Annotated in this window: 22 protein-coding genes; 5 read left to right on the top strand and 17 right to left on the bottom strand. The window is 34.6% G+C overall.

The window, feature by feature from the left end; all coding sequences use genetic code 11:
- Nucleotides 1–43: 43 nt before the first annotated feature.
- The 7 genes from metG to C683_RS00690 all read right to left on the bottom strand — a co-directional run bounded on the left by metG (nucleotide 44) and on the right by C683_RS00690 (nucleotide 7,983).
- Nucleotides 44–2,044 (bottom strand): methionine--tRNA ligase, encoded by a 2,001-nt coding sequence (metG, locus tag C683_RS00720; RefSeq protein WP_009488317.1) that lies wholly within the window; start codon nucleotides 2,042–2,044, stop codon nucleotides 44–46.
- 15 nt (nucleotides 2,045–2,059) lie between these two features.
- Complete coding sequence (locus C683_RS00715) at nucleotides 2,060–2,371, bottom strand: hypothetical protein (protein WP_009488315.1); 312 nt, start codon at nucleotides 2,369–2,371, stop codon at nucleotides 2,060–2,062.
- Between the two features lie 43 nt (nucleotides 2,372–2,414).
- Nucleotides 2,415–4,202, bottom strand: a complete 1,788-nt coding sequence (uvrC, locus tag C683_RS00710) for an excinuclease ABC subunit UvrC (protein WP_009488313.1) — start codon at nucleotides 4,200–4,202, stop codon at nucleotides 2,415–2,417.
- A 65-nt stretch (nucleotides 4,203–4,267) separates the two neighbouring features.
- Nucleotides 4,268–4,576, bottom strand: a complete 309-nt coding sequence (gene trxA, locus C683_RS00705; protein ID WP_009488311.1) for a thioredoxin — start codon at nucleotides 4,574–4,576, stop codon at nucleotides 4,268–4,270.
- Nucleotides 4,577–4,640: 64 nt separating this feature from the next.
- A complete protein-coding gene (locus C683_RS00700) occupies nucleotides 4,641–7,013 on the bottom strand; it encodes an endonuclease MutS2 (RefSeq protein ID WP_009488309.1) in 2,373 nt (790 codons plus the stop codon).
- A gap of 11 nt (nucleotides 7,014–7,024) precedes the next feature.
- A complete protein-coding gene (locus C683_RS00695; RefSeq protein WP_009488307.1) occupies nucleotides 7,025–7,570 on the bottom strand; it encodes a CvpA family protein in 546 nt (181 codons plus the stop codon).
- 2 nt (nucleotides 7,571–7,572) lie between these two features.
- Entirely contained in the window at nucleotides 7,573–7,983 is a 411-nt protein-coding gene (locus C683_RS00690) for a cell division protein ZapA (protein WP_009488305.1), read from the bottom strand.
- Nucleotides 7,984–8,073: 90 nt separating this feature from the next.
- On the opposite strand from C683_RS00690, the gene rnhC reads away from it, so the two are divergent.
- Nucleotides 8,074–8,964 carry a ribonuclease HIII gene (gene rnhC, locus C683_RS00685; protein WP_009488303.1) on the top strand — a complete coding sequence of 297 codons (891 nt, stop codon included), beginning with the start codon at nucleotides 8,074–8,076 and terminating at the stop codon, nucleotides 8,962–8,964.
- 47 nt (nucleotides 8,965–9,011) lie between these two features.
- On the opposite strand, the gene C683_RS00680 is transcribed toward rnhC, so the two are convergent.
- The 6 genes from C683_RS00680 to pepA all read right to left on the bottom strand — a co-directional run bounded on the left by C683_RS00680 (nucleotide 9,012) and on the right by pepA (nucleotide 12,156).
- Nucleotides 9,012–9,329, bottom strand: a complete 318-nt coding sequence (locus C683_RS00680; RefSeq protein WP_009488301.1) for a DUF1292 domain-containing protein — start codon at nucleotides 9,327–9,329, stop codon at nucleotides 9,012–9,014.
- Between the two features lie 11 nt (nucleotides 9,330–9,340).
- Nucleotides 9,341–9,766 carry a Holliday junction resolvase RuvX gene (gene ruvX, locus C683_RS00675; RefSeq protein WP_040388532.1) on the bottom strand — a complete coding sequence of 142 codons (426 nt, stop codon included), beginning with the start codon at nucleotides 9,764–9,766 and terminating at the stop codon, nucleotides 9,341–9,343.
- Nucleotides 9,763–10,035: an IreB family regulatory phosphoprotein gene (locus tag C683_RS00670; RefSeq protein ID WP_009488298.1), complete on the bottom strand. Its 273-nt coding sequence runs from the start codon at nucleotides 10,033–10,035 to the stop codon at nucleotides 9,763–9,765. The genes ruvX and C683_RS00670 overlap by 4 nt, the downstream gene beginning before the upstream one ends.
- An 18-nt stretch (nucleotides 10,036–10,053) precedes the next feature.
- The gene (ytpR, locus tag C683_RS00665) at nucleotides 10,054–10,677 is read right to left on the bottom strand and encodes a YtpR family tRNA-binding protein (RefSeq protein ID WP_040388531.1); all 624 of its coding nucleotides are present in this window, start codon (nucleotides 10,675–10,677) and stop codon (nucleotides 10,054–10,056) included.
- An 86-nt stretch (nucleotides 10,678–10,763) separates the two neighbouring features.
- On the bottom strand, nucleotides 10,764–11,075 hold the full coding sequence (locus C683_RS00660; protein WP_009488295.1) for a thioredoxin family protein: 312 nt from the start codon (nucleotides 11,073–11,075) through the stop codon (nucleotides 10,764–10,766).
- A complete protein-coding gene (pepA, locus tag C683_RS00655) occupies nucleotides 11,056–12,156 on the bottom strand; it encodes a glutamyl aminopeptidase (RefSeq protein WP_009488294.1) in 1,101 nt (366 codons plus the stop codon). Before pepA ends, C683_RS00660 begins: the two co-directional genes overlap by 20 nt.
- Before the next feature lie 166 nt (nucleotides 12,157–12,322).
- Between pepA and C683_RS00650 the strand changes: the two genes are divergently transcribed.
- Entirely contained in the window at nucleotides 12,323–12,649 is a 327-nt protein-coding gene (locus C683_RS00650) for a hypothetical protein (protein ID WP_009488293.1), read from the top strand.
- A gap of 217 nt (nucleotides 12,650–12,866) precedes the next feature.
- Here C683_RS00650 and trmB read toward each other — a convergent pair whose 3' ends face one another.
- The 3 genes from trmB to C683_RS00635 are packed head-to-tail and all read right to left on the bottom strand — an operon-like array spanning nucleotide 12,867 to nucleotide 15,438.
- Nucleotides 12,867–13,520 carry a tRNA (guanosine(46)-N7)-methyltransferase TrmB gene (trmB, locus tag C683_RS00645; protein WP_009488292.1) on the bottom strand — a complete coding sequence of 218 codons (654 nt, stop codon included), beginning with the start codon at nucleotides 13,518–13,520 and terminating at the stop codon, nucleotides 12,867–12,869.
- Nucleotides 13,521–13,532: 12 nt separating this feature from the next.
- On the bottom strand, nucleotides 13,533–14,708 hold the full coding sequence (locus C683_RS00640; protein WP_009488291.1) for an ABC transporter permease: 1,176 nt from the start codon (nucleotides 14,706–14,708) through the stop codon (nucleotides 13,533–13,535).
- On the bottom strand, nucleotides 14,701–15,438 hold the full coding sequence (locus C683_RS00635; protein WP_009488290.1) for an ABC transporter ATP-binding protein: 738 nt from the start codon (nucleotides 15,436–15,438) through the stop codon (nucleotides 14,701–14,703). Before C683_RS00635 ends, C683_RS00640 begins: the two co-directional genes overlap by 8 nt.
- Before the next feature lie 236 nt (nucleotides 15,439–15,674).
- On the opposite strand from C683_RS00635, the gene C683_RS00630 reads away from it, so the two are divergent.
- The 3 genes from C683_RS00630 (at nucleotide 15,675) to C683_RS00620 (ending at nucleotide 17,607) form a co-directional block, all read left to right on the top strand.
- Nucleotides 15,675–16,109: an HIT family protein gene (locus C683_RS00630; protein ID WP_009488289.1), complete on the top strand. Its 435-nt coding sequence runs from the start codon at nucleotides 15,675–15,677 to the stop codon at nucleotides 16,107–16,109.
- Nucleotides 16,109–16,561, top strand: coding sequence for a YtxH domain-containing protein (locus tag C683_RS00625; protein WP_009488288.1), 453 nt, complete (start codon nucleotides 16,109–16,111; stop codon nucleotides 16,559–16,561). Before C683_RS00630 ends, C683_RS00625 begins: the two co-directional genes overlap by 1 nt.
- 95 nt (nucleotides 16,562–16,656) lie before the next feature.
- The gene (locus tag C683_RS00620) at nucleotides 16,657–17,607 is read left to right on the top strand and encodes a peptidylprolyl isomerase (protein ID WP_009488287.1); all 951 of its coding nucleotides are present in this window, start codon (nucleotides 16,657–16,659) and stop codon (nucleotides 17,605–17,607) included.
- A gap of 46 nt (nucleotides 17,608–17,653) precedes the next feature.
- Here the strand turns inward: C683_RS00620 and C683_RS00615 are convergent, their stop codons facing one another.
- Nucleotides 17,654–20,092, bottom strand: a complete 2,439-nt coding sequence (locus tag C683_RS00615) for a phosphatidylglycerol lysyltransferase domain-containing protein (protein WP_009488286.1) — start codon at nucleotides 20,090–20,092, stop codon at nucleotides 17,654–17,656.
- Nucleotides 20,093–20,168: the final 76 nt, after the last annotated feature.

The raw sequence follows: 20,168 nt of genomic DNA, 5'->3' as shown, positions 1-20,168 counted from the left end.
GAAAACACTGGACTTTCATCCAGTGTTCTTTTTTTGTATCTAATTAGCCAATATCTGAACCATTTGGAATTGACTTTGGTACTTCAATAACGGTTAATTGACCATCATGTTCGGCAGATAAAATCATTCCTTGGCTGATTTCACCACGTAATTTACGTGGAGTTAAGTTGGCTACAATTACTACTTTTTTCCCAACTAATTCTTCTGGATTTGGATAATATTCTGCAATTCCAGATAAAATTTGACGATGTCCTTCATCTCCAGCATCTAAACGGAATTGTAATAATTTATCCGCTCCTTTTACTTTTTGACATTCGATAACTTCTGCTACTTTTAATTCAACTTGGTCAAAAGTATCAAATTTAATGGATTGTGGTTTAGTAGAAACTAATGTTGTTTCTTCTGGATCCCATTTTTCTTCTTTTGGTAATCCAGCTTGCATTTGATTTTTAATATATTCCACTTCTTCTTCGATATCTAAGCGTGGGAATAAAGGTTGTCCTTTACTAATCACTTGTGTGTTTTCTGGGAACTCACCAAAGTGAATATCTTTAATTGATACAGGTTCTTTCCAAGATAATCCTAATTGTTCAAAGATTTCTTTCGCTGTATTTGGCATTACAGGTTGTAATAACAACGCAATTACACGTAAGCTTTCACATAAATGAACCATTACAGAATCTAACGTTGCTTGTTGATCTTCTTCTTTCCATAATTTCCATGGAGTCGTTTCATCAATGTATTTATTGGTTACAGAAATTAATTCCCAAACACGATCTAATGCTGTAGTAAATTCCATATGTTCCATTGCTTTATGATAAGAACCAATTAACTCAGCTGCACGTTTTGAAAGGTTACCATCAAACTCTGTAACAGAAGAATTATATTTTGGCACTTTTCCTTTGCAATATTGGTTCACCATAGCGATGGTACGGTTTAATAAGTTTCCTAAGTCATTCGCTAAGTCATGGTTCACACGACCCACAAAGTCTTCTGGTGTAAAGACACCATCTGTACCAAATGGAACTGCACGCATTAAGTAATAACGTAAAGCATCTAAGCCATAACGAGCTACTAACATTTCTGGATAAACGACGTTTCCTTTTGATTTACTCATCTTACCGTCTTTCATTAATAACCAACCATGAGCAAAGACTTGTTTTGGTAATGGTAAATCTAAAGCCATTAACATAATTGGCCAATAAATGGTATGGAAACGAACGATTTCTTTTCCGACCATATGTACATTTGCTGGCCAGAATTTATTGAAGTTTGTATCATCATCACTTCCATAACCTAATGCTGTGATGTAGTTTGTTAACGCATCTAACCAAACATAGATGACATGTTTTGGATTTGATTTCACTGGAATTCCCCAGTGGAATGTTGTACGAGATACTGCTAAATCCTCTAGTCCTGGTTTAATGAAGTTATTAATCATTTCATTTTTACGAGAAACTGGTTGAATAAAATCAGGATGATCTTCGTAATATTGTAATAAGCGATCTGCATATTTACCCATTCTGAAGAAGTAGCATTCTTCTTTCACTAATTCTACTTCATGACCGCTTGGTGCCTTCCCACCAATTACTTTTCCTTCATCATCGTAGTAAACTTCTGCTAATTGTGTTTCTGTGAAGTATTCTTCGTCCGCTACAGAATACCAACCTTCATATTCGCCAAGATAGATATCATCTTGTTCAATTAAACGTTCAAACATTGCTTGAACTGCTTTTTCATGGTTTTCATCTGTTGTACGAATGAAGTAGTCGTAAGAAATATCTAATGTATTCCATAATTTTTTCACTTCATGTGCCATGTTGTCGACATACTCTTGTGGAGTAATGCCTAATGCTTCTGCTTTTTGTTGGATTTTTAATCCATGTTCATCTAATCCAGTTAGATAAAATACATCACAACCCATTAAACGTTTATAACGAGCCATTACATCACAAGCAATTGTTGTATATGAGTTCCCGATATGTAACTTTCCACTTGGATAGTAAATCGGTGTAGAGATATAAAACGTTTCTTTTTCCGTCATTTTCTTTTCCTTCCTTTATCTCTTCTTTTTTCCTAACGCTTTACGTTCGTAATGCCACACACTGACTGCATTAACGAATGTAATTACGGTAAAAATAGCGACAAGCCATCGTGTTGTCTCACCACTTCCAATAGGACTAACATTTAAACGAATTAATAGGATACTAAACCCTAAAATAAACGTTAAAAAAGTCACTTGGCTGGCAGGACTAAAGATTGCTTCTTTTTGTTCACTATGGGACCACTGCATTACTTTACGGATGTAGTAAATGATTGCAATTAGTGCAACGAGGCACTCCATAATGACAAGCCACGGGATATTCCCCATTTGACTACTCCTTTCTTCCTAACACTTAATTGTTTACATTATCTCACATTTTGGACGGTTTATCATCCTTTCTATGAAAAAAATCATAAACATTATGCGCAACATTTTTAGGAATTCCAATTTGCATAAAGTCTTCTACAGAGGCATTTTTCATTTCACTTAAATCAGAAAAATGACTCAGTAATTGTTGTCTTCTTTTCACACCTACACCTGGAATTTCTTGTAAAACGGATTGTAATCCACTTTTTCGTCTTGTCTTTTGATGGAAATGTAAGGCATAGCGATGGACTTCCTGTTGGATTTCTTCTAGCAGATGAAAAGCTTCTCTTGCATCTTGTAAAGGAATCTCTTGTAATGGATCGCCATATAATAATGCTCTGGTTTGGTGATGCTCATCTTTGACCATTCCTGCAACAGGGATATAAAGTCCTAATTGTTCTTTTAATACCTCTTTTGCAGCTTCAACCTGAATTTTTCCTCCATCTACTAACAGTAAGTCTGGTAAAGGTTCTCCTTCTTTTTGCAGACGACTATATCGGCGATATACCACTTCTTTCATCGCGCGATAGTCATCTCCTTGGCTTTCTTTAATTTTAAACTTACGATATTGTTTTGGTGCTTTTCTTCCATCAATATATACCACTAGACCAGAAACATTATCCTTTCCTTGCCAATGAGAATTATCAATAGATTCTAAACGATGTAAAAAAGGAAGATGTAGTTTTTCAGCTAATTGATCCCAACCTCTTTTTTGACGTTGTATTTTTTTATCTTGTAATTCCCATTCATCTTGAAGCTGTTTCGCCGCATTTTTACAAGCTAATTGAACAAATGAATGCTTTTCTCCTCGTTTAGGTACCCGAATTGTTGTTGGAATCCATTGCTGTAGCGCATCTATGTCGAGCGACACGGGAACTAATATTTCTTTTGGAACTAAGTTTTGTTGATAAAATTGTAGTAGGTAGGTCAAGACGGTTTCTTCCACAGAATCTATGCTATAAAAACTATCCATGTCCCGTTGAATCATTTTCCCATGACGAATATGAAAAATTTGAATTCCGATTTTTCCTTGGCGCACAGCATAACCAACAATATCGCGATCAATGTCTTCGGCATGTGTTACCTTTTGTTCTTCTTTCATCTTTAAAATGGCTTTCCATTCATCACGATATTCTGCAGCCATTTCATACTCTTGTTTGGCTGCTGCTTGATTCATTTTTTGTTCTAAGCGTTCGGCAACAGGATCCATGTCGCCTTGAAGAAAATGACGTACTTTTTGCACCTCTTTTTGATATTCTTTAGGATCTAATTGAAAATAGTAAGGACAAGAGCATTGATCTAAATGGTGATAAAAACAAGGTTTCTTTTCATTCGGTCCACACTTACGCAAAGGATAGAGGCGATCTAAGATTTTTTTTGTCTCTTTTGCAGCTTGGATATCTGGATAAGGTCCAAAATATTCTGCTTGATCTTCTTGTACTTTTCTTGTGATTTTTAATTGAGGATAACGTTCCTTAGTAATTTTTAAATACGGATAGCTCCGGTTATCTTTCAATAAAATATTATATTTAGGTTGATTTTCTTGAATTAAATTCATTTCTAAAGCCAAAGCTTCATTTTCTGAACTTGTAACGATATATTCAAAATCTACTAATTCAGCAACTAGACGTTTCGTCTTTTCATTATGTTCACCTGTAAAGTAAGAACGCACTCGATTTTTTAATGATTTTGCTTTTCCTACATAGATAATCTCATCGGCTTCATTATGCATCAAATAACATCCTGGTTGATCAGGTAATAATTTTAATTTGTGTTTGATTAAATCGTTCATTCTCTCACCTTCTTTACCAAAAGAAAAAGGGCTAGACACCTAGCCCTTCCTTTTTATTTGTATTCTTAACGATAAGAATTGATAATCTCTAATAATTGTTCTTTTGTATGTAAACCAACAATCGTTTCAACGATTTCTCCATCGCGCATTAAGAACATTGTTGGGATACTACGTACACCTAAGCGTTGTGTTGTATCTGGATTTTCATCGATGTTTAATTTATAAACATGAACATCAGTTAACTCGGAAGCTAACTCATCAATGATAGGTCCTTGCATACGACATGGACCACACCAAGGTGCCCAAAAGTCAACTAAACATAGTCCATCAATTGTTTTTTCTACAAAGTTTGCATCAGTAATTGCTTCTGCCATGATTCTTCGCTCCTTTATCTTTCTTCATTCTCATTTTAACATAGGAGAAAAAAGATATCGAAAACTATGCTCCTTTGAAATAAACAATCGTTGCGCCATTTCCACCGGCATTTGCAGGAGCATATTCAAAATGATCAATATGACGATGACGTTGAAGTAATTTTTGGATTCCTTGACGTAAAGCTCCAGTTCCTTTTCCGTGAACAAGCGTTACACTGTGATATCCAGCAACTAATGCTTGGTCTAAGTATTGTTCTACTTTTTGCATTGCTTCTTCATATCGTTCTCCACGTAAATCTAAAGAAGCTTTTACTCCTTTTGAGTTAGAACGTTGGATAGTAGTCATGGTCGTTTCTTTTTGTTGCTCTTGCGCTTTTTTCGTTCTTGTAAATTCTGATTCTGGTAATTTCATTTTTAAAATTCCCAATTGAACTTCCCAAGTACCATCTTTAAATGGGCGCACCAAAGTTCCACGTTGCCCATAACTTTCTACCAATACTTCGTCTCCCACAGCTAGTGCTTGTTTTTTCTTTTCTCGTTGTAATACTTTATTTTTCAATAAATGTTGTTCTTCTTCAGATTTCAAATGATTTAATTGCGTTTGCGCAGCAATCAATTCATGCTCTTTGACTGCTTTTGTATCTAAATGTTCTTGCTTTTCTTTTAAATCTTGAATGATTTCTTTCGCTTCCACACTTGCTTTTTCTACGACTTGATTTGCTTCTTTTTTCGCTTCTTTTAATAAGTGCGCTTTTTCTTTTTTAAACGCCGCAAAAGCTTCTTTCAATTCTTTTTGTAGTGCTTCTGTTTCACTTAATTTTTCAGTAAAGGCGTGTTCTTTTTCTTCATAACCTTGACGAGCATTTTCTAATTGCTCAATCATATTGGCCAAATCCCCTGTTTGATGATCCATGTTTTCTTTAGCTTCTGTAATCAACGTTGGATCTAATCCTAGACGTAAAGAAATTTCAAAAGCATTACTGCTTCCAGGAGCACCAATTAATAAGCGATACGTTGGAGATAATGTTTGCACATCAAACTCCATACTTGCATTGCAAGTGTGAGGCTCATTATAAGCATAAACTTTTAATTCAGGATAGTGTGTCGTACATAAGGTTAATGCTCCTTTTTGTAAGAGACGATTTAAAATCGCAATCGCTAATGCTGCCCCTTCTTGTGGATCAGTTCCTGCTCCTAATTCATCAAGTAGCACTAAGCTATGTCGCCCGACACGGTCTAAAATTTGAATAATATTTTTCATATGACCAGAAAACGTACTCAAACTTTGTTCAATGGATTGTTCATCCCCAATATCTACCATAATTTGATCAAAGATAGTCATTGTACTTTCTTCTGCTACCGGAATGGCCATTCCTGTTTGTAACATGAGTTGTAATAAGCCCACTGTTTTTAACGTAATGGTTTTTCCTCCGGTATTTGGTCCTGTAATTAAAAGACTTTGGAATTCTTCACCTAAATAAATATCATTAGGCACTACCGTTTCTGGATTCAATAAAGGATGGCGTGCTTGTAAAAAAGAAAAAGATTGAGTAGTACTCATTTCTGGGATACAAGCTTTCATCTCTGCAGCCAATTTTGCTTTAGCTTGAATCACATCTAATTGACCTAAATGATAGGCATTTTGTTGAATTTCTTGACGATGAGGCATAATTTCTTGAATTAATTGAGCCAAAATTCGTTGTACTTCTTCTTTTTCTTCCACTTTCATTTGTTGACGACGATTATTTAACTCTACTATCGCTTTTGGTTCAATAAATAGAGTTTGTCCGGTCGCACTTTGGTCATGGACCATCCCACCAAATTGATTACGATATTCTGCTTTTACAGGAATTACATAACGGTCAGAACGCATCGTAATTACTGCGTCGCTCAAATAACGACTATTTTTCCCACGAATCATCTCTGATAATTGTCCACGAATTTGTTGTTCGCATTGACGAATTTGACGACGTAATTGAGCTAAACGTTCTGTAGCACTATCTTCTACTTGTCCTTGTTCATTAATACAACGATGAATTTCTCCAGATAATGAAGGGATAGGTTGTAATTGTTGAATCAAAGCTTTCAATTCTGGAAAACTTTCTTCTTCCTCTAATTCTTCTAATTTACGAAGAACTTGTGCCGCATTTTTTAAGATATGCCCTAAATTTAAGATTTCTAACGCTTGAATGGAAGCACCAATTTTAATCCGAGAAAGACTTTGTCTTGGATCGGTTAAAGCTAAAAAAGGTAATTCTTTTCCTAAGCGTAACATCGTCATTGCTTCTTTTGTTTGTTCTAATGCTTGTTGCACCTCTTCTTTGACAAAAGAAGGAGTAATCTGATGAATATGTTCTTCTACCATTGGTGTAGCAACTTTTTGTTGTAACTCATCAATGACAAAAGAATAATCTAATAATGATAATAATTTTTTCACAAAAACCCTCCTTACATCCCTAAAATAAAGTTTTGTAACCAAGGAATAAGCATTGGTGTTTGATACCACATCCATTGAACCACCGTACTATTTTCTAAAGCAGCTTGAATGGAAGGAACAGGTAAAACACTCAATAATAATAACCCTACAAGGCAAAAAATATAAACGACAACGACTTGTAATAATCCTCCTAAAATATGGTTCACTTGAGATAACGCTCCAGTAGGTAATTTACATTTAGCAAATAACAAATGAGCGATAAAATGAGTCAATAACCATCCTAAAAGGCAGATACATAAAAAGCCACATAAGTGATAGAAAGGTTCTTCTAATTTCAATAACCAATCCTGACTATAAAAAGTTAATTGCGTATTTAAATTAGGTGCTGGGAAAGGAATCCATAGAGTAAAATGATTTCCTAATCTTGGTCCTAAAAGCAAGGCTACAAATACAGTAGCTGCATAGCCAGCAAAGTAAAATAAATTTCTGACAATTCCTCGACGATAACCGACGTAAAACGCCAGAAAAAGAAGGATAATGATAAGAGCAGAAAGCATAGCTATTTTCTCCTTTTCTTTTGTTTAATTTTTGCTTTATGAACTTGATTTAATAATTGTTGCTTTTGACAAACGGCTTGTTCATCTTCTTTTGCCATCGCTACAGATAAATCTTGTTCCATCTTTTTTTGAATTTGAGTTAATAAAGTATTATATTCTGGACTTTTTTCCCATTGGTCCAACTTCTTTTGTAATGCTTCATTTTCTTTTTTCAAAGCAGCGACTTCTTTTTCTAATTTTAATTGGTCCGAAAGAGCATTTATAGCAATTGCAATCGCAGATTGATAAGTTGATAAAGAAGAGCAACGTTCACTCCATTCAGCGTATCGATGCTGTATCGCCTCTAATTGCTCTTGATTTTCTTCGGTTTGCACATAAAATTTTTGATCTCGAATGGTAAAACAAAAACGCATCTTCTTTCCCTCCTTATAACCACCTTATTCTATCATATTATAGACCATGATTCATCCTATGATAAAATAAAAGAAAAAAGGAGGAATGATATGAGTCACTATACATTATTAAAAAAAGAGAATAAGGAACTGCAAACTTTTTATCAAAAGTATTGCATCACTCCTCCTCCTCATGCGGATTGGGCTGCTCAATATCAAGGAACAAGAATTACTGCTTATCAAAGTGGGAAAATTCTTTTTCAAGGAAAAAATGCGGAACAAGAATATTATCGTTGGCAAAAAGAAGAAAAAGAAGAAAAAGAGCCTTCCTCTTCTTCTCTATCCCAACTCTCTTTAATTGGTAGTGATGAAGTAGGAAATGGAAGTTACTTTGGTCCTCTTGTCGTTGTCGCTGCCTATGTCACAAAAGAGGATATTCCTTGGTTGACTACTTTAGAAGTAGCCGATTCAAAAACGTTAACCGATGAAAAAATGAAAAAAATTGCGCCACAGTTAAAAGAAAAATTACCCTATCAAGCATTAATTGTCTCTCCTAAAAAATATAATGCCATTCAACCACGATATAATGCCGTAAAAATGAAGGTAGCTTTGCATAACCAAGCACTTCTTTTATTAGAAAAAAGAATAGAAAAGGAAAACCAACCTTTAGACGCGTTACTGATTGATCAATTTACTTCTGAAAAAAATTATCAACAATATGTTAAAGAAGAAAAAGAACAGCCTCATCATCCTGTCTTGATGCGGGTAAAAGGAGAACAAGAGCATCTTGCTGTCGCGGCAGCTAGCATTATTGCTCGCACTTTATTTTTAGAACAATTAGAACAACTCGGTGTTCCTTATCATCTCACTTTACCAAGTGGTGCAGGAGAAAAAGTAGATCAAGTAGGAGTAGAGCTATGTCGTCGATACGGGGTCGATACCCTAGAAAAAGTCGCAAAGCTTCATTTCAAAAACACGCAAAAAATTAAGGCTAAACTCTAAAACATAAAAAAAGCCACACAAGGAAATTCCCTGTGTGGCTCTCTTTTTTAATGTTTATGGTTACAATGTTCGTGGTCGCATTCGCTTTCTTCAGCCATAAATGCACCAAAGACTTCTTCTACCATATCCCATTCTTTATCTGTAGTGATTTCGTTTAATTTTCCGCCTTCACCATTTTCATCTTCTTCATAAGAGTAAGCTAATAATTCTACTTCTTCTCCATCTGGTACGTTTGATGGGCATAATAATACGTAGTTTTTACCGAATTCTTCTTGACCATCAATAGTTAATAAGATTTCAAAAAGTTCTTCATTTCCTTGTTCATCGACTAATGTTAAGTAGTCGCGTTCATTTGTTTCTACCATGTTCTTTCCTCCTAAAATGATTGACGATCGAGATAATTTTGTAAAATCATTACCGCCGCTAGTTTATCAATCACTTGTTTTCTTTTTTTACGAGAGACATTTCCCTCTTCAATTAACATTCGTTCTGCTTCGACGGTCGTTAATCGTTCATCTTGATAATAAACAGGTAAGCCAAAGCGTTGCTCTAGATGTTCTCCATAGCGTATCGCCGCTTCAGCACGATCCCCTAAGCTATTATTCATATGCTTTGGTAAGCCAACAACAAAAGCTTGTACTTGATATTCTTTGACTAACGCTTTGACTCGATCATAGCCAAAGTAGCCTTTTTCTTCATCAATTGGAATAATTTCTACTCCTTGTGCGGTCCAACCTAAAGGATCACTTACCGCAATCCCTACAGTTTTAGAACCAACATCTAATCCCATGTATCGCTTCATTCTTCAATGTTAACTCCGTGATGTTCTAAGTAGTCACGAACTAAAATTTCCATAATTTCATCGCGTTCTACTTGGCGAATTAATTTACGAGCATCTTTATGTCGAGGGATATATGTTGGATCCTCCGACAATAAGTAGCCGACAATTTGGTTAATTGGGTTATAACCTTTTTCAGCTAAGGCATCGTAAACACGAATTAAAGTATCAGCGACCATCAATTCCTTATGTTCTTCTGCTGTGAAACGTCTTGTTTGTCCATTATCCATCATAGATTCCCCCTTTTTGTTTTATCCTACCATTGAAGCGGTAAAAGGTACACCAATTTGCGTTTCTTTTGGTAGAACTAAGATTCCTCGTTCTTTTGGTGCATTTTCTAAATGCAATTCTTTTGCGGAACAAATCATTCCTGAGCTTGGTACTCCGCGCAATTCTCCTGGCCAAATGCAAGTACCATCTGGCATCATTGAACCTGGAGTGGCAACAACTACCGTTTGACCTGCCTCAATATTTGGTGCTCCACAAACGATTTGTAAAACTTTTCCATCAGCCACTTCAACTTCTGTAATATGTAAGTGGTCAGAGTCTGGATGGTCCACACAAGTTTTCACAAATCCAGTGACGATATGTGGACGATTTTCTGCTTTATCTAAAAGCGTTGTAAATCCACAATCAAATAAAAGGGCATTTAATTGATCAATTTCGCTATCAGTAGGAAAGACTTGTCCTTTTTTTCCTGAAATTGAAGGTACTAGTTTTTTGATATTAAAAAAGTTATATCCGCTTACTTCACCTTCTGCGTTGTACAAAGCAACGACATTACCCACTGCTTTGACTTCTGGTTGATCACTTGCATTTTGTAATAAAACCATCAAGCAATCTCCAAATACAGCTTCATTAAATGAAAAAATCAATTTTATTCTCCTTTACTTTTCGATTACTACTATTATTATATCATGACCACAACGTAATCACACAAGACAATTAAACAAAAGAAAAATTATAATTGAGAAATAAATTCCACAATTTGTTCTTTTGTCTTACGATTACGATTACTAAAACGGCCTACTTCTTTTCCGTCTTTGAAAGCTACAAAGCTAGGAATTCCACGAACTTCTAACTCTAACATTTCATCCATCCATTGATCAGCATCAATTTTAATCATTGTCCATTCTGGAAATTCTGCCGCAATTTCTGGCATTGCTGGTTCAATATAGCGGCAATCACGGCACCATTCTGCAGTAAAATACAAAATATTTTGCCCTTCTTGCATCGCTTTTTCTAACATTGCTTTATCCTTTAATTGTTCCATCGCCGTATTCTCCATATACAATTTGATTTACTTTTTCTGTGTTTAAGTCTAGTAAAATTTCTTTCAAGGCTTTTTTCGCAGCTAAGAAATCTTCGATATTAAACATTCCTTGATGCGTATGGATATAACGAGCAACTACACCAATCACTGCACTTGGAATTCCTTCGTTGGCTTGATGAGCTGCTGCTGCATCTGTGCCGCCTTTAGAAACATAATATTGATGTGGAATATCATGTTTTTCGGCAATTTCTAAAATGTAATCACGCATGCGTGGTAACATTAAGAAACGTGGATCTTGAATACGGATTAAGAATCCTTCTCCTAGATGACCAAAAGTATTTGTTTTTGTCTCAATATCATTAGCTGCAGAGCAATCTACCGCGAAGAATAAATCAGGTTTGAATTTTGTAGCTGAAGCTGTTGCTCCACGTAGACCTACTTCTTCTTGGATGTTTGCTCCAATGACTAAGTTGACATCTAAATCTACATCTTGTAATTCTTCTAATAACATTTTGACTACTAAGCAGCCATAACGGTTATCCCAAGCTTTAGAAATCACATTTTTACCATTTGCTGTTAAAATTGTTTCACTTTGTGGGATAATTGGATCTCCTGGACGTACACCATAAGATAGTGCTTCTTCTTTAGAAGTAAAACCAGCATCAAATAAAATTTCTGATACTTCTACATTAGCTTGACCATTTGTTCCACGTAATAAATGAGGTGGAATAGAAGAAGAGATGACTGGGATATCTCCTTCTTTTGTTTGTAATGTAAAGCGTTGTGCACTTACTACGTAAGGATTCCATCCTCCTAATGGTACAACGTTTAACATTCCGTTTTCACGAATACGAGTCAACATAAATCCAACTTCATCCATGTGAGCCGCAACCATAACTGTTTTGGCATTTTCTTTTTTGCTATATTTAATGCCAAAAACACCACCCAATCCATCAAATTGGATTTCATCCACTTTGCCTTTCATTTGTTGGACTAAAAAGTCACGCATTGGTCCTTCATTACCACTTGTGGCCTGAATTTCCGTAATTTCTTTAATTTGGGCAAATAAATCTTCTGTCATTTTTTTCGTCCCTTTCTTTTCTTTTTATCTATCATTATATACGATTTTTACCATTCCTCCTAGTTTTAAGAATAACAAATTCCAATCTTGCCTCCAAACAAGTAAACGATTTCTCTTTTCCTGACTAAAAATGATATAATAAAGCAAATGATATTAAGAGATTGGAATGAGAGAGATGGAAAAAAAAGAATTTATCGGTCTAACTTTACTTTCTAGTGCAGTCGTTGCAGGAGGCGCTTATTTAGGACATCGTTATTACGAAAAGAATCGTCCTCATTGGCTACTAAATCGCTTGAAAAAAGAATTGAGTCAATATGGAACGATTGAAAATTCATGGATTAACTGCACTCCTGTCACAACCAAAGACTTTGGAGAAGTACATACAGGATATCATGGTGGAATTGCTTTAAAAGAAGAAAATCAACCGTTAACTTACTATGAATTTTTCATCGATAAAAAAACAGGTGAACTCATCGAATTTACAACAAAATAAAAGAAAAAAGCGAAAAGAATATGTCTTTTCGCTCTTTTTATGCAATTTCTACATCGATTTTTTGTAAATCATAACCATTGAGTAAAATTATTACTCCTGCGCCAATAAGAAGAAATTTATTTTTAATTTAATTTCCTTTCCTTCTTGTCATTTTTTTATGGGTAAAAATAAGCAATAAAAAAAGAAGTTCTTAACTAAGAACTTCTTAAGCATTCCATTATTTTTCTTTTTTCTCTGGGAAGTAAGCTTCTACACGATAAATCACTTGCCCACGACTAGAAAACTTCTCTTCGTATTCTGTCATAATATTTCCTGCAAAATCACTGGCATGTAAATCTAACCAAACTTGTTTAATAATCATGCCATATTGTGAGAAACTCGCCAATGAATATTCAAATAATCCTCGATTATCTGTTTTAAAATGAATTTCTCCATTCGGTTGTAAAATCTGTTCATACGTTTCTAAAAAAGAACGATAAGTTAATCTTCTTTTTTCATGACGTGTTTTTGGCCATGGATCAGAAAAATTCAAATACAATTGATGAACTTCTCCATCCGCAAAGTATTCATTCAAATTACGACCATCTACCAATAGTAATTTTAAATTCGGTACTTCTGATTCAACTAATTTATCTAAGGCATTCACAAGGACATTTTTATTCATTTCAATCCCGATATAATTAATTTCAGGATGTGCTTTTGCCATTTCATTAATGAAACGACCTTTCCCTGATCCGACCTCGATATGTAATGGTTGTTCTTTTTCAAATAATGTTTGCCATTTTCCACGATAGTCTTCTGGGTTTTGAATGACATATTGCGGATATTTTTCTAACATTGCTAAGGCTTGTGGTTTATTTCGCACACGCACAGGCAAATCCTCCTATTTCTTTTTCTTCCATGATAAGCGATAAAGGACTACTTCTTCAAGTAACAAAAGAATAAAAACGATTCCAGCTGTCGCTATGTCGGCGACATACCAACTCATCGCTGCGACAGGTACAGCAAAAGCAAAGGAAATCCAAAAATAAATTCTTTGTAATGCGGCCTGCTGTTCTTTTTCTTTAACTGGATATAAATGAATCGCTAACACATAATCAAAAGCATGACGGATAGGTTGTATTTGTAATAGTAGTAAGTATAAGAAAGCCATCGCGCCAATGATAAGGACTCCTTTAGAAGGTCGTAACCATAAGAAAAGAAGGGTAATCAATGTTAAACGAATAAATAATCCAATATATTCATTATTACGAATCAATTCTCGCCAATATAAATAATCATAGGTATGAGCCGCATCTTTTTTCATTCGATTTAACCATGGATCAAAATAGGCTCTGCGTTTTACTTTTGTTGTTACATCTGGCACATCCGTAAATAAGGCAAAGAAGCGATAAATTCGTTGCATTCGTTTTTCCTCATATTGAACTGCCTTTTCCCATTGGAAAAATGCTTCCTTATCTTTGATTGCCCATTGAATGGCAAATAAAAGAATGGTTGCCACAAAGCCAAATAGCGGCGACACGATAACCGATATAGCAAGTGTAATTGCGGCAAAAAGATAATAATATACCGCATGTTCTTTTGATGAAAATAAAGCTTTTTCTTGGCGAATAAGGTCGATAGCTTTTAATAAAAGCAATTGTCCTCCAAGTAAAATCAGAGACACGATGGACCAAGAATGAACAGTAAATAATAAAGGAAGATAAGCTACAAAAGCAAGAATTAATACTACAGCAGGTAAAGCGTAAGATTGTTTCTTTGCTTTTTGCAAATACTTCGGTAACTCATAAGTTTTTGGTAATAAAAAGACCATATCTGCACGTTGAAGATACGTAGCTAGTTTTCCAACCGATAACAATACGGTAAATAATAGAACATATAGCCATAAAAAAGCGATATTTCCTTTTTCTAAGGTCTTAATCCAATTCGCATAATATAAAGCGAGTCCACCAAATAAAATAAAAAGAATCGCTGTAATGTGATCATTAAAAACATAGCGCAAATAGCGCATCATTTTCTTTCTTTGGAGACGAATCCGCTCTTGGTATAATTTATCCATGCATATTCTCCTTTGTTAATGATAAATAAATCTCATCTAAGCTAGCATTTGGCATTGAAAATTGAGCTTGCAATTCTTCTAACGTTCCTGTTGCTAATACTTTTCCTTCATGTAGAACAATAAAACGATCACAGAATTTTTCTGCGGTAGCTAAAATATGAGTAGACATTAAAATAGCTGCTCCCGCTTCTTTTGCTTCCACCATTAACTGTAGTAAAGAATCAATCGCTAAAGGATCTAACCCTAAAAAAGGTTCATCAATAATACATAATGTCGGTTCAATCATGAACGCACATAAAATCATTACCTTTTGTTTCATCCCTTTTGAAAAATGCACTGGGAACCAATCTAATTTTTCTTCTAAGCGGAATTTTTTTAATAGAGGCTTCACTCGCTCCCATGCCACATCCATTGGAATATCGTAAGCCATCGCTGTAACTTCAATATGCTCTTTTAATGTTAGTTCTTCATACAGACTTGGTGTTTCTGGAATAAAGCCAATATGAGAATAATATTTTTTTTCTGCTGTCTTTAGCGTATCGCCATCGACTTCAATTTTTCCTTTCATTGGTGATAATAATCCAATAATATGTTTAATTAAGGTACTTTTCCCAGCCCCATTTAGACCAATCAATCCGACAAGTTCCCCATTATTGACCTCTAAAGAGACTTCTTTTAATACGGGAAAACTACCATATCCCCCCGTTAAATTTTCAATTTTTAACCCCATAATCCATTCCTCCTAATTCTTTTATTATATCATTTTCTCATTCTTTGGATTTCTAAATAAACTTTTCTTATCTTCTCTCTTTATTGTTACAATTCTTTACTCTCTCATGGTAACATAGAGAAGGATAGAGTGATTATATAAATCATTCACTTACTTCTTTATGATAGAAGAAAGACACGAAAAAAACAAAAATCTTTCTTCTTCATAAGTAATAATTAAAAAACGAGGGACTCACTATGAAGGATTGTATTTTTTGTAAAATCGCCCAAAAGGAAATTCCAAGTTACAAAATCTATGAAGATGATGTTGTTTACGCTTTCTTAGATTTAAGTCAAGTAACCCCAGGGCACACATTAGTTATTCCAAAAACGCATTGCCAAGATATTTTTGAATATGATGCAACCTTAGCGGGTGAAGTATTTGCACGCATTCCTAAAATTGCTCGTGCTTTACAAGCTGCTTTTCCAGAAATGAAAGGATTAAATATCTTAAATAATAACCGAGAATTAGCTGGACAAACGGTCTTCCATTCTCATATTCATTTACTACCTCGCTATGCACAAAATGATGGATTAACAATTGAATTTACGGACCATTCTTCTCAATATACCGAAGAAGAAATGAAGCGTATCGCTAACCGTATCGCCGAAGAATTAGAAGGAGAAAAATAATGTTAGGCACTGTATTATCAACACTTTTAGGTGTAGCGACAGGCGCTATAGTCGGTGTGTTTGAAGCACCCACTTCCGGAAAAGAATTGCGACGAAAAATCGTTGATGAAACAAAGCATCTTTCTTCAGATTTACATGAAGTACAAGATTCATTAAATGATGTTCGCCAATCTTTCCACCATTTAACTCAGACATTGCAGACGGTGATTCCACAAATGAAAGAAGATGTGGAAGAATTAAAGCGTGCTGCTGAATTTCAATTGAATCCACGAATTCAACGGGTACAACAAAGTATTCAAATCTTACAACAAGATCTTGCAGCAGCGAAAGGAGAAGAAGAAGTGAAAAACATCATTGTTTCTCCTTTAACATTACGTGCACCAAGTTATTTTGTGTATGAACAACTGTTGGACCAAAAAGCAATGCAAAAAAGAAGAACGAAGAAAAAATAAGAAGTTTAATTTTTTTTATCAATAGATAAAAAAAGAATGACAGAATTCTTTTTTTTCAGTAAGATAGAAAAAGAAACTAAAGGAGAGAGAAAACTATGAAAAAAAGCATGTTAACTATCGCCACTGCTAGCTTATGTGGTTTATTTTTATTAACTGGGTGTGGTAAGAAAGACGATTATGTCGTATCTATGAAAGGTGGCGGCATTACACAAGAACAATACTATAACAAAATCAAAACTTTAGAAACAAGCCAACAAACTTTACAACAAATGGTTATCGCTAAAGTTGCTGAAGAACAATGTGGAGATAAAGTTTCTGATAAAGATGTAGATAAAGAATTAGAAAAAATCCAAAAACAAATTGGTGGTAAAGATAAATTTGAACAACAATTAAAATTAATTGGTCAATCTGAATCATCATTCAAAAAATCATTAAAACAACAATTAACAATTCAAGAATTATTGAAATCAAATGTTAAAGTCACAGATGATCAAATGAAAAAAGCCTTCAAAGACTTCCATCCAGAAGTAGAAGCACAAGTAATTTGCGTATCTGAAAAGAAAAAAGCTGATGATTTATTAGCTAAAGTTGAAAAAGATCCTAAGAAATTTGGCGAAATTGCGAAGAAAGAATCTGCAGATGAAAGCGCGAAAAAAGATGGAGAAATTACTTTTGACTCTAACTCTACAAACGTTCCTGCCGCAGTAAAAGAAGCTGCATGGAAAATGAAAGATGGACAAATCTCTAAAGTAATTAAAGCATCAACACAAGATCCATCTACTTTACAAACGATTGATTCTTACTACATTATCAAAATGAATAAACAACAAGATAAAGGTAACGACTATAAGAAATATGAAAAAGAATTAAAAGATATCGTTACTCAACAAGAATTATCTAACCCTACATTCATGCAAGAAACAATTAAGAAAGCATTGAAAGAAGAAGATGTTAAAGTTGATGACAAAGACTTACAAAATGTCTTAGCTCAATTTACAGGTGCTTCTAATAGCGACCAAAAAGATGACAAAAAAGAAGAAAAATAATTAAAAATAAAAAAACTCGGAAGGAAATCTATCCTTCCGAGTTTTTTTATTTCTTACCTAAGCGGAAAAAACATTGAATGAGTAAGAAAATAAAAGGTTGATGTCCACGATAACATAAATAGCGATGATGCCATTCATTCACATAAGGAGCTAAACGTTGACGTTGTTGTTCAAAATTAGTCATCGTATTCCCAAAGTTATAAATCACATGGATCCATTTTTCTTCTAAAAAGGCATAAGAAGAATTCCCTACGTTTGCTAGAGGACTAAATTCTAAAGAAAGTTGTTTTCCTTTCTGTTGCGCAATTTGTTCTAGCGCTTGTAAAATTTCTACTGTTTGCTCTTTTTCTTCTTGCTCTGTAAAAATTCCTAGAACACTATAATATTGCTCATTTTCTGTAATCACCGCATAGCCCACACGAGCCTCTTTTTGACCAAAAGCTAAAATCGTATTTTGTTCTAATACTTCTTTTTTCAGCCAAAAATCTTTAGGAGCAGGATAATCGGAAACTTTTTTTCGCAAATAAGAAGATAACATTGGGTACTCTTCTACCCACTCTTCTTTGGAAATTTCTGTAAAATCAAGATCCTTTTCTTTTGCTTTTTGCGCTACCGCAAATCCTTCTTCCCCAATATTCATAAATTTAAATCCTAGTTCATGTAAGGCTAAACTAAATTTTTGGTTGGCAAACAAAGCAACTACTTGATAGTCATTAATGTCTGCCTGCGTCATAAAGGCTTCCATCGCCTCTTTCCAATACTTTTCTTCCCCTAATGGCGTAGAAAGTAAAATACAACGATTCGCTCGAATAAAGAACGTCAAAATCACCTGAATTTGATTTTCTTTTTGATAATAAAAGTGACGATATTCTCCAGTATAAGCAAGTTGTTGATAACGATCACAACCATATTTTTTCGCCAATGGTAAGAAGTATTGCTCTTGATATGCTTCACCAAAAGGTACATCACTAGAAAGATAATGGTATAAAGCGACTAAAATCAAAATCGCCACTAAGAGACCAATCAATCCTTGGAACCAAATCTTTTCTGACGGGAACAGCCAAAACTTCAAGGTTGGTCCTTGTTGAACATTGCTTGTAAAGTAGCCAATCACGCCATAAAAAATAAAAATAAATAAAAAGATGGTACTATCTAGTAATAATGCACTCCAAGAATAAACAAAGCGCTCACGATAAAATTGATGTCTTGATAGATATAATAGTAAGAAGGTTACAACAAAAAAGAGCATCAATTGCCACGAGCGTGTCGCCAACACGGTGTTGATAAAGCAAAAAATCAGTAATAATAAGCTAGCGCGATACGCCTTTTTCACTTGGTCATTTACCCCTCGAGCAAGACCAATCAGTAATAATCCGACAATCATATTTAATGCTTGGTCAAAAAAGTGCATTGAAAATGGGAAAATATAATTCACCACTTGGCTAACAGCAGATAAGTTAGGAATGGCTGATAAAATAATCATTAAAATTCCTGAGCCATATAAAATCACCGAAACAAAACGATGAGAAACTTTACTAAAGAAACGAGAAGGTAAACCGGCAAATAGACGATTGATTTTTGTTCCTGTTTCTTTTGTAAATAAAATTAAGCCAGAAATAAAAGGAATGACATAGTAAAAAAGACGATAGAATAAGAGCCACATTAAAGCAATTTCTTTACTAATGCCTAAGCTATTCAATCCTAAAATCATCAACACATCAAAGGTTCCCATTCCTCCAGGAACCATCGTTAACATCCCAATCAATGTCGCTACAACAAAGAGAGGAGCAATTTGGACAATCGATGTTTCTTTTGTAATTTGATACCCAATCCAAAGGAAAATTCCTAATGCGCCTGTCCATTGTCCTAAAGAAGCCAAGTAAAATGTAGCTAATGTTCTTTTAGAAAAATCACGGAAAAATTTTCTTGAACGGGCAACAAATAAAAGTAACAATACGACATAGCCACTTCCTAATAATAGCCAAAGAGTATACGAGCGATACATCGCTTCACTAGGAACAAGATAAATCACGCCCAACATAATCAAACAAAGCGTAGAAAGTCCACTTAAAAGAAAGAGTGTTGATTTTGTAATATCTGCAATCGCATCTTTTGTTTTTTCTTTTTCCATATAGCGATTTGCTCGCAAAGTGACACCAACGACTCCACCAAAACCTACTAGGTTATTAATCGTATTGATAATCCAACCTTCTTTAAGTAAAGAACGGGTAGTAATCTTTGTTTTTAACAACCGTGTCGTCGCTACATCATATAAAATCATCGGTGTGGCGGCGACACACCCTAAAATCATCATCGAAAGAATCGACATTGCGCCTTGTTGTTGCAATAAAGTCATAAACTTATGCCAAGTCATTCCTTGTAAAATACGACTTAATTGATTGACAACAAAGAACAAAATCGAAGCAATGAAGATAATTTTAAACCACAGTAGATGATCTTTCACCCACTGCCATATTTTTTTCATTTCTTCTCCTCCTTTCTTCTTTATTTTGCCAAAATCATAACATACCTATCGTAACATAGGTACTTCTCTTGTGCAT

Origin of the sequence: Catellicoccus marimammalium M35/04/3 (genome assembly GCF_000313915.1) — a bacterium.
Taxonomy (GTDB): Bacteria; Bacillota; Bacilli; order Lactobacillales; family Catellicoccaceae; genus Catellicoccus; species Catellicoccus marimammalium.
This window is presented reverse-complemented; position numbering and strand designations above follow the sequence as displayed.

What these genes read in the sequence shown, in the direction of transcription:
- trxA (WP_009488311.1), bottom strand. Translation starts at nt 4,576, where the DNA reads ATGGCAGAAGCAATTACTGATGCAAACTTTGTAGAAAAAACAATTGAT.
- rnhC (WP_009488303.1), top strand. Translation starts at nt 8,074, where the DNA reads ATGAGTCACTATACATTATTAAAAAAAGAGAATAAGGAACTGCAAACT.
- C683_RS00670 (WP_009488298.1), bottom strand. Translation starts at nt 10,035, where the DNA reads ATGATGGATAATGGACAAACAAGACGTTTCACAGCAGAAGAACATAAG.
- C683_RS00615 (WP_009488286.1), bottom strand. Translation starts at nt 20,092, where the DNA reads ATGAAAAAAATATGGCAGTGGGTGAAAGATCATCTACTGTGGTTTAAA.
- C683_RS00640 (WP_009488291.1), bottom strand. Translation starts at nt 14,708, where the DNA reads ATGGATAAATTATACCAAGAGCGGATTCGTCTCCAAAGAAAGAAAATG.
- C683_RS00690 (WP_009488305.1), bottom strand. Translation starts at nt 7,983, where the DNA reads ATGCGTTTTTGTTTTACCATTCGAGATCAAAAATTTTATGTGCAAACC.
- C683_RS00625 (WP_009488288.1), top strand. Translation starts at nt 16,109, where the DNA reads ATGTTAGGCACTGTATTATCAACACTTTTAGGTGTAGCGACAGGCGCT.
- C683_RS00715 (WP_009488315.1), bottom strand. Translation starts at nt 2,371, where the DNA reads ATGGGGAATATCCCGTGGCTTGTCATTATGGAGTGCCTCGTTGCACTA.
- ruvX (WP_040388532.1), bottom strand. Translation starts at nt 9,766, where the DNA reads ATGAAGCGATACATGGGATTAGATGTTGGTTCTAAAACTGTAGGGATT.
- C683_RS00660 (WP_009488295.1), bottom strand. Translation starts at nt 11,075, where the DNA reads ATGGAACAATTAAAGGATAAAGCAATGTTAGAAAAAGCGATGCAAGAA.
- C683_RS00630 (WP_009488289.1), top strand. Translation starts at nt 15,675, where the DNA reads ATGAAGGATTGTATTTTTTGTAAAATCGCCCAAAAGGAAATTCCAAGT.
- C683_RS00635 (WP_009488290.1), bottom strand. Translation starts at nt 15,438, where the DNA reads ATGGGGTTAAAAATTGAAAATTTAACGGGGGGATATGGTAGTTTTCCC.
- C683_RS00650 (WP_009488293.1), top strand. Translation starts at nt 12,323, where the DNA reads ATGAGAGAGATGGAAAAAAAAGAATTTATCGGTCTAACTTTACTTTCT.
- C683_RS00680 (WP_009488301.1), bottom strand. Translation starts at nt 9,329, where the DNA reads ATGGTAGAAACAAATGAACGCGACTACTTAACATTAGTCGATGAACAA.
- C683_RS00695 (WP_009488307.1), bottom strand. Translation starts at nt 7,570, where the DNA reads ATGCTTTCTGCTCTTATCATTATCCTTCTTTTTCTGGCGTTTTACGTC.
- C683_RS00620 (WP_009488287.1), top strand. Translation starts at nt 16,657, where the DNA reads ATGAAAAAAAGCATGTTAACTATCGCCACTGCTAGCTTATGTGGTTTA.
- pepA (WP_009488294.1), bottom strand. Translation starts at nt 12,156, where the DNA reads ATGACAGAAGATTTATTTGCCCAAATTAAAGAAATTACGGAAATTCAG.
- metG (WP_009488317.1), bottom strand. Translation starts at nt 2,044, where the DNA reads ATGACGGAAAAAGAAACGTTTTATATCTCTACACCGATTTACTATCCA.
- uvrC (WP_009488313.1), bottom strand. Translation starts at nt 4,202, where the DNA reads ATGAACGATTTAATCAAACACAAATTAAAATTATTACCTGATCAACCA.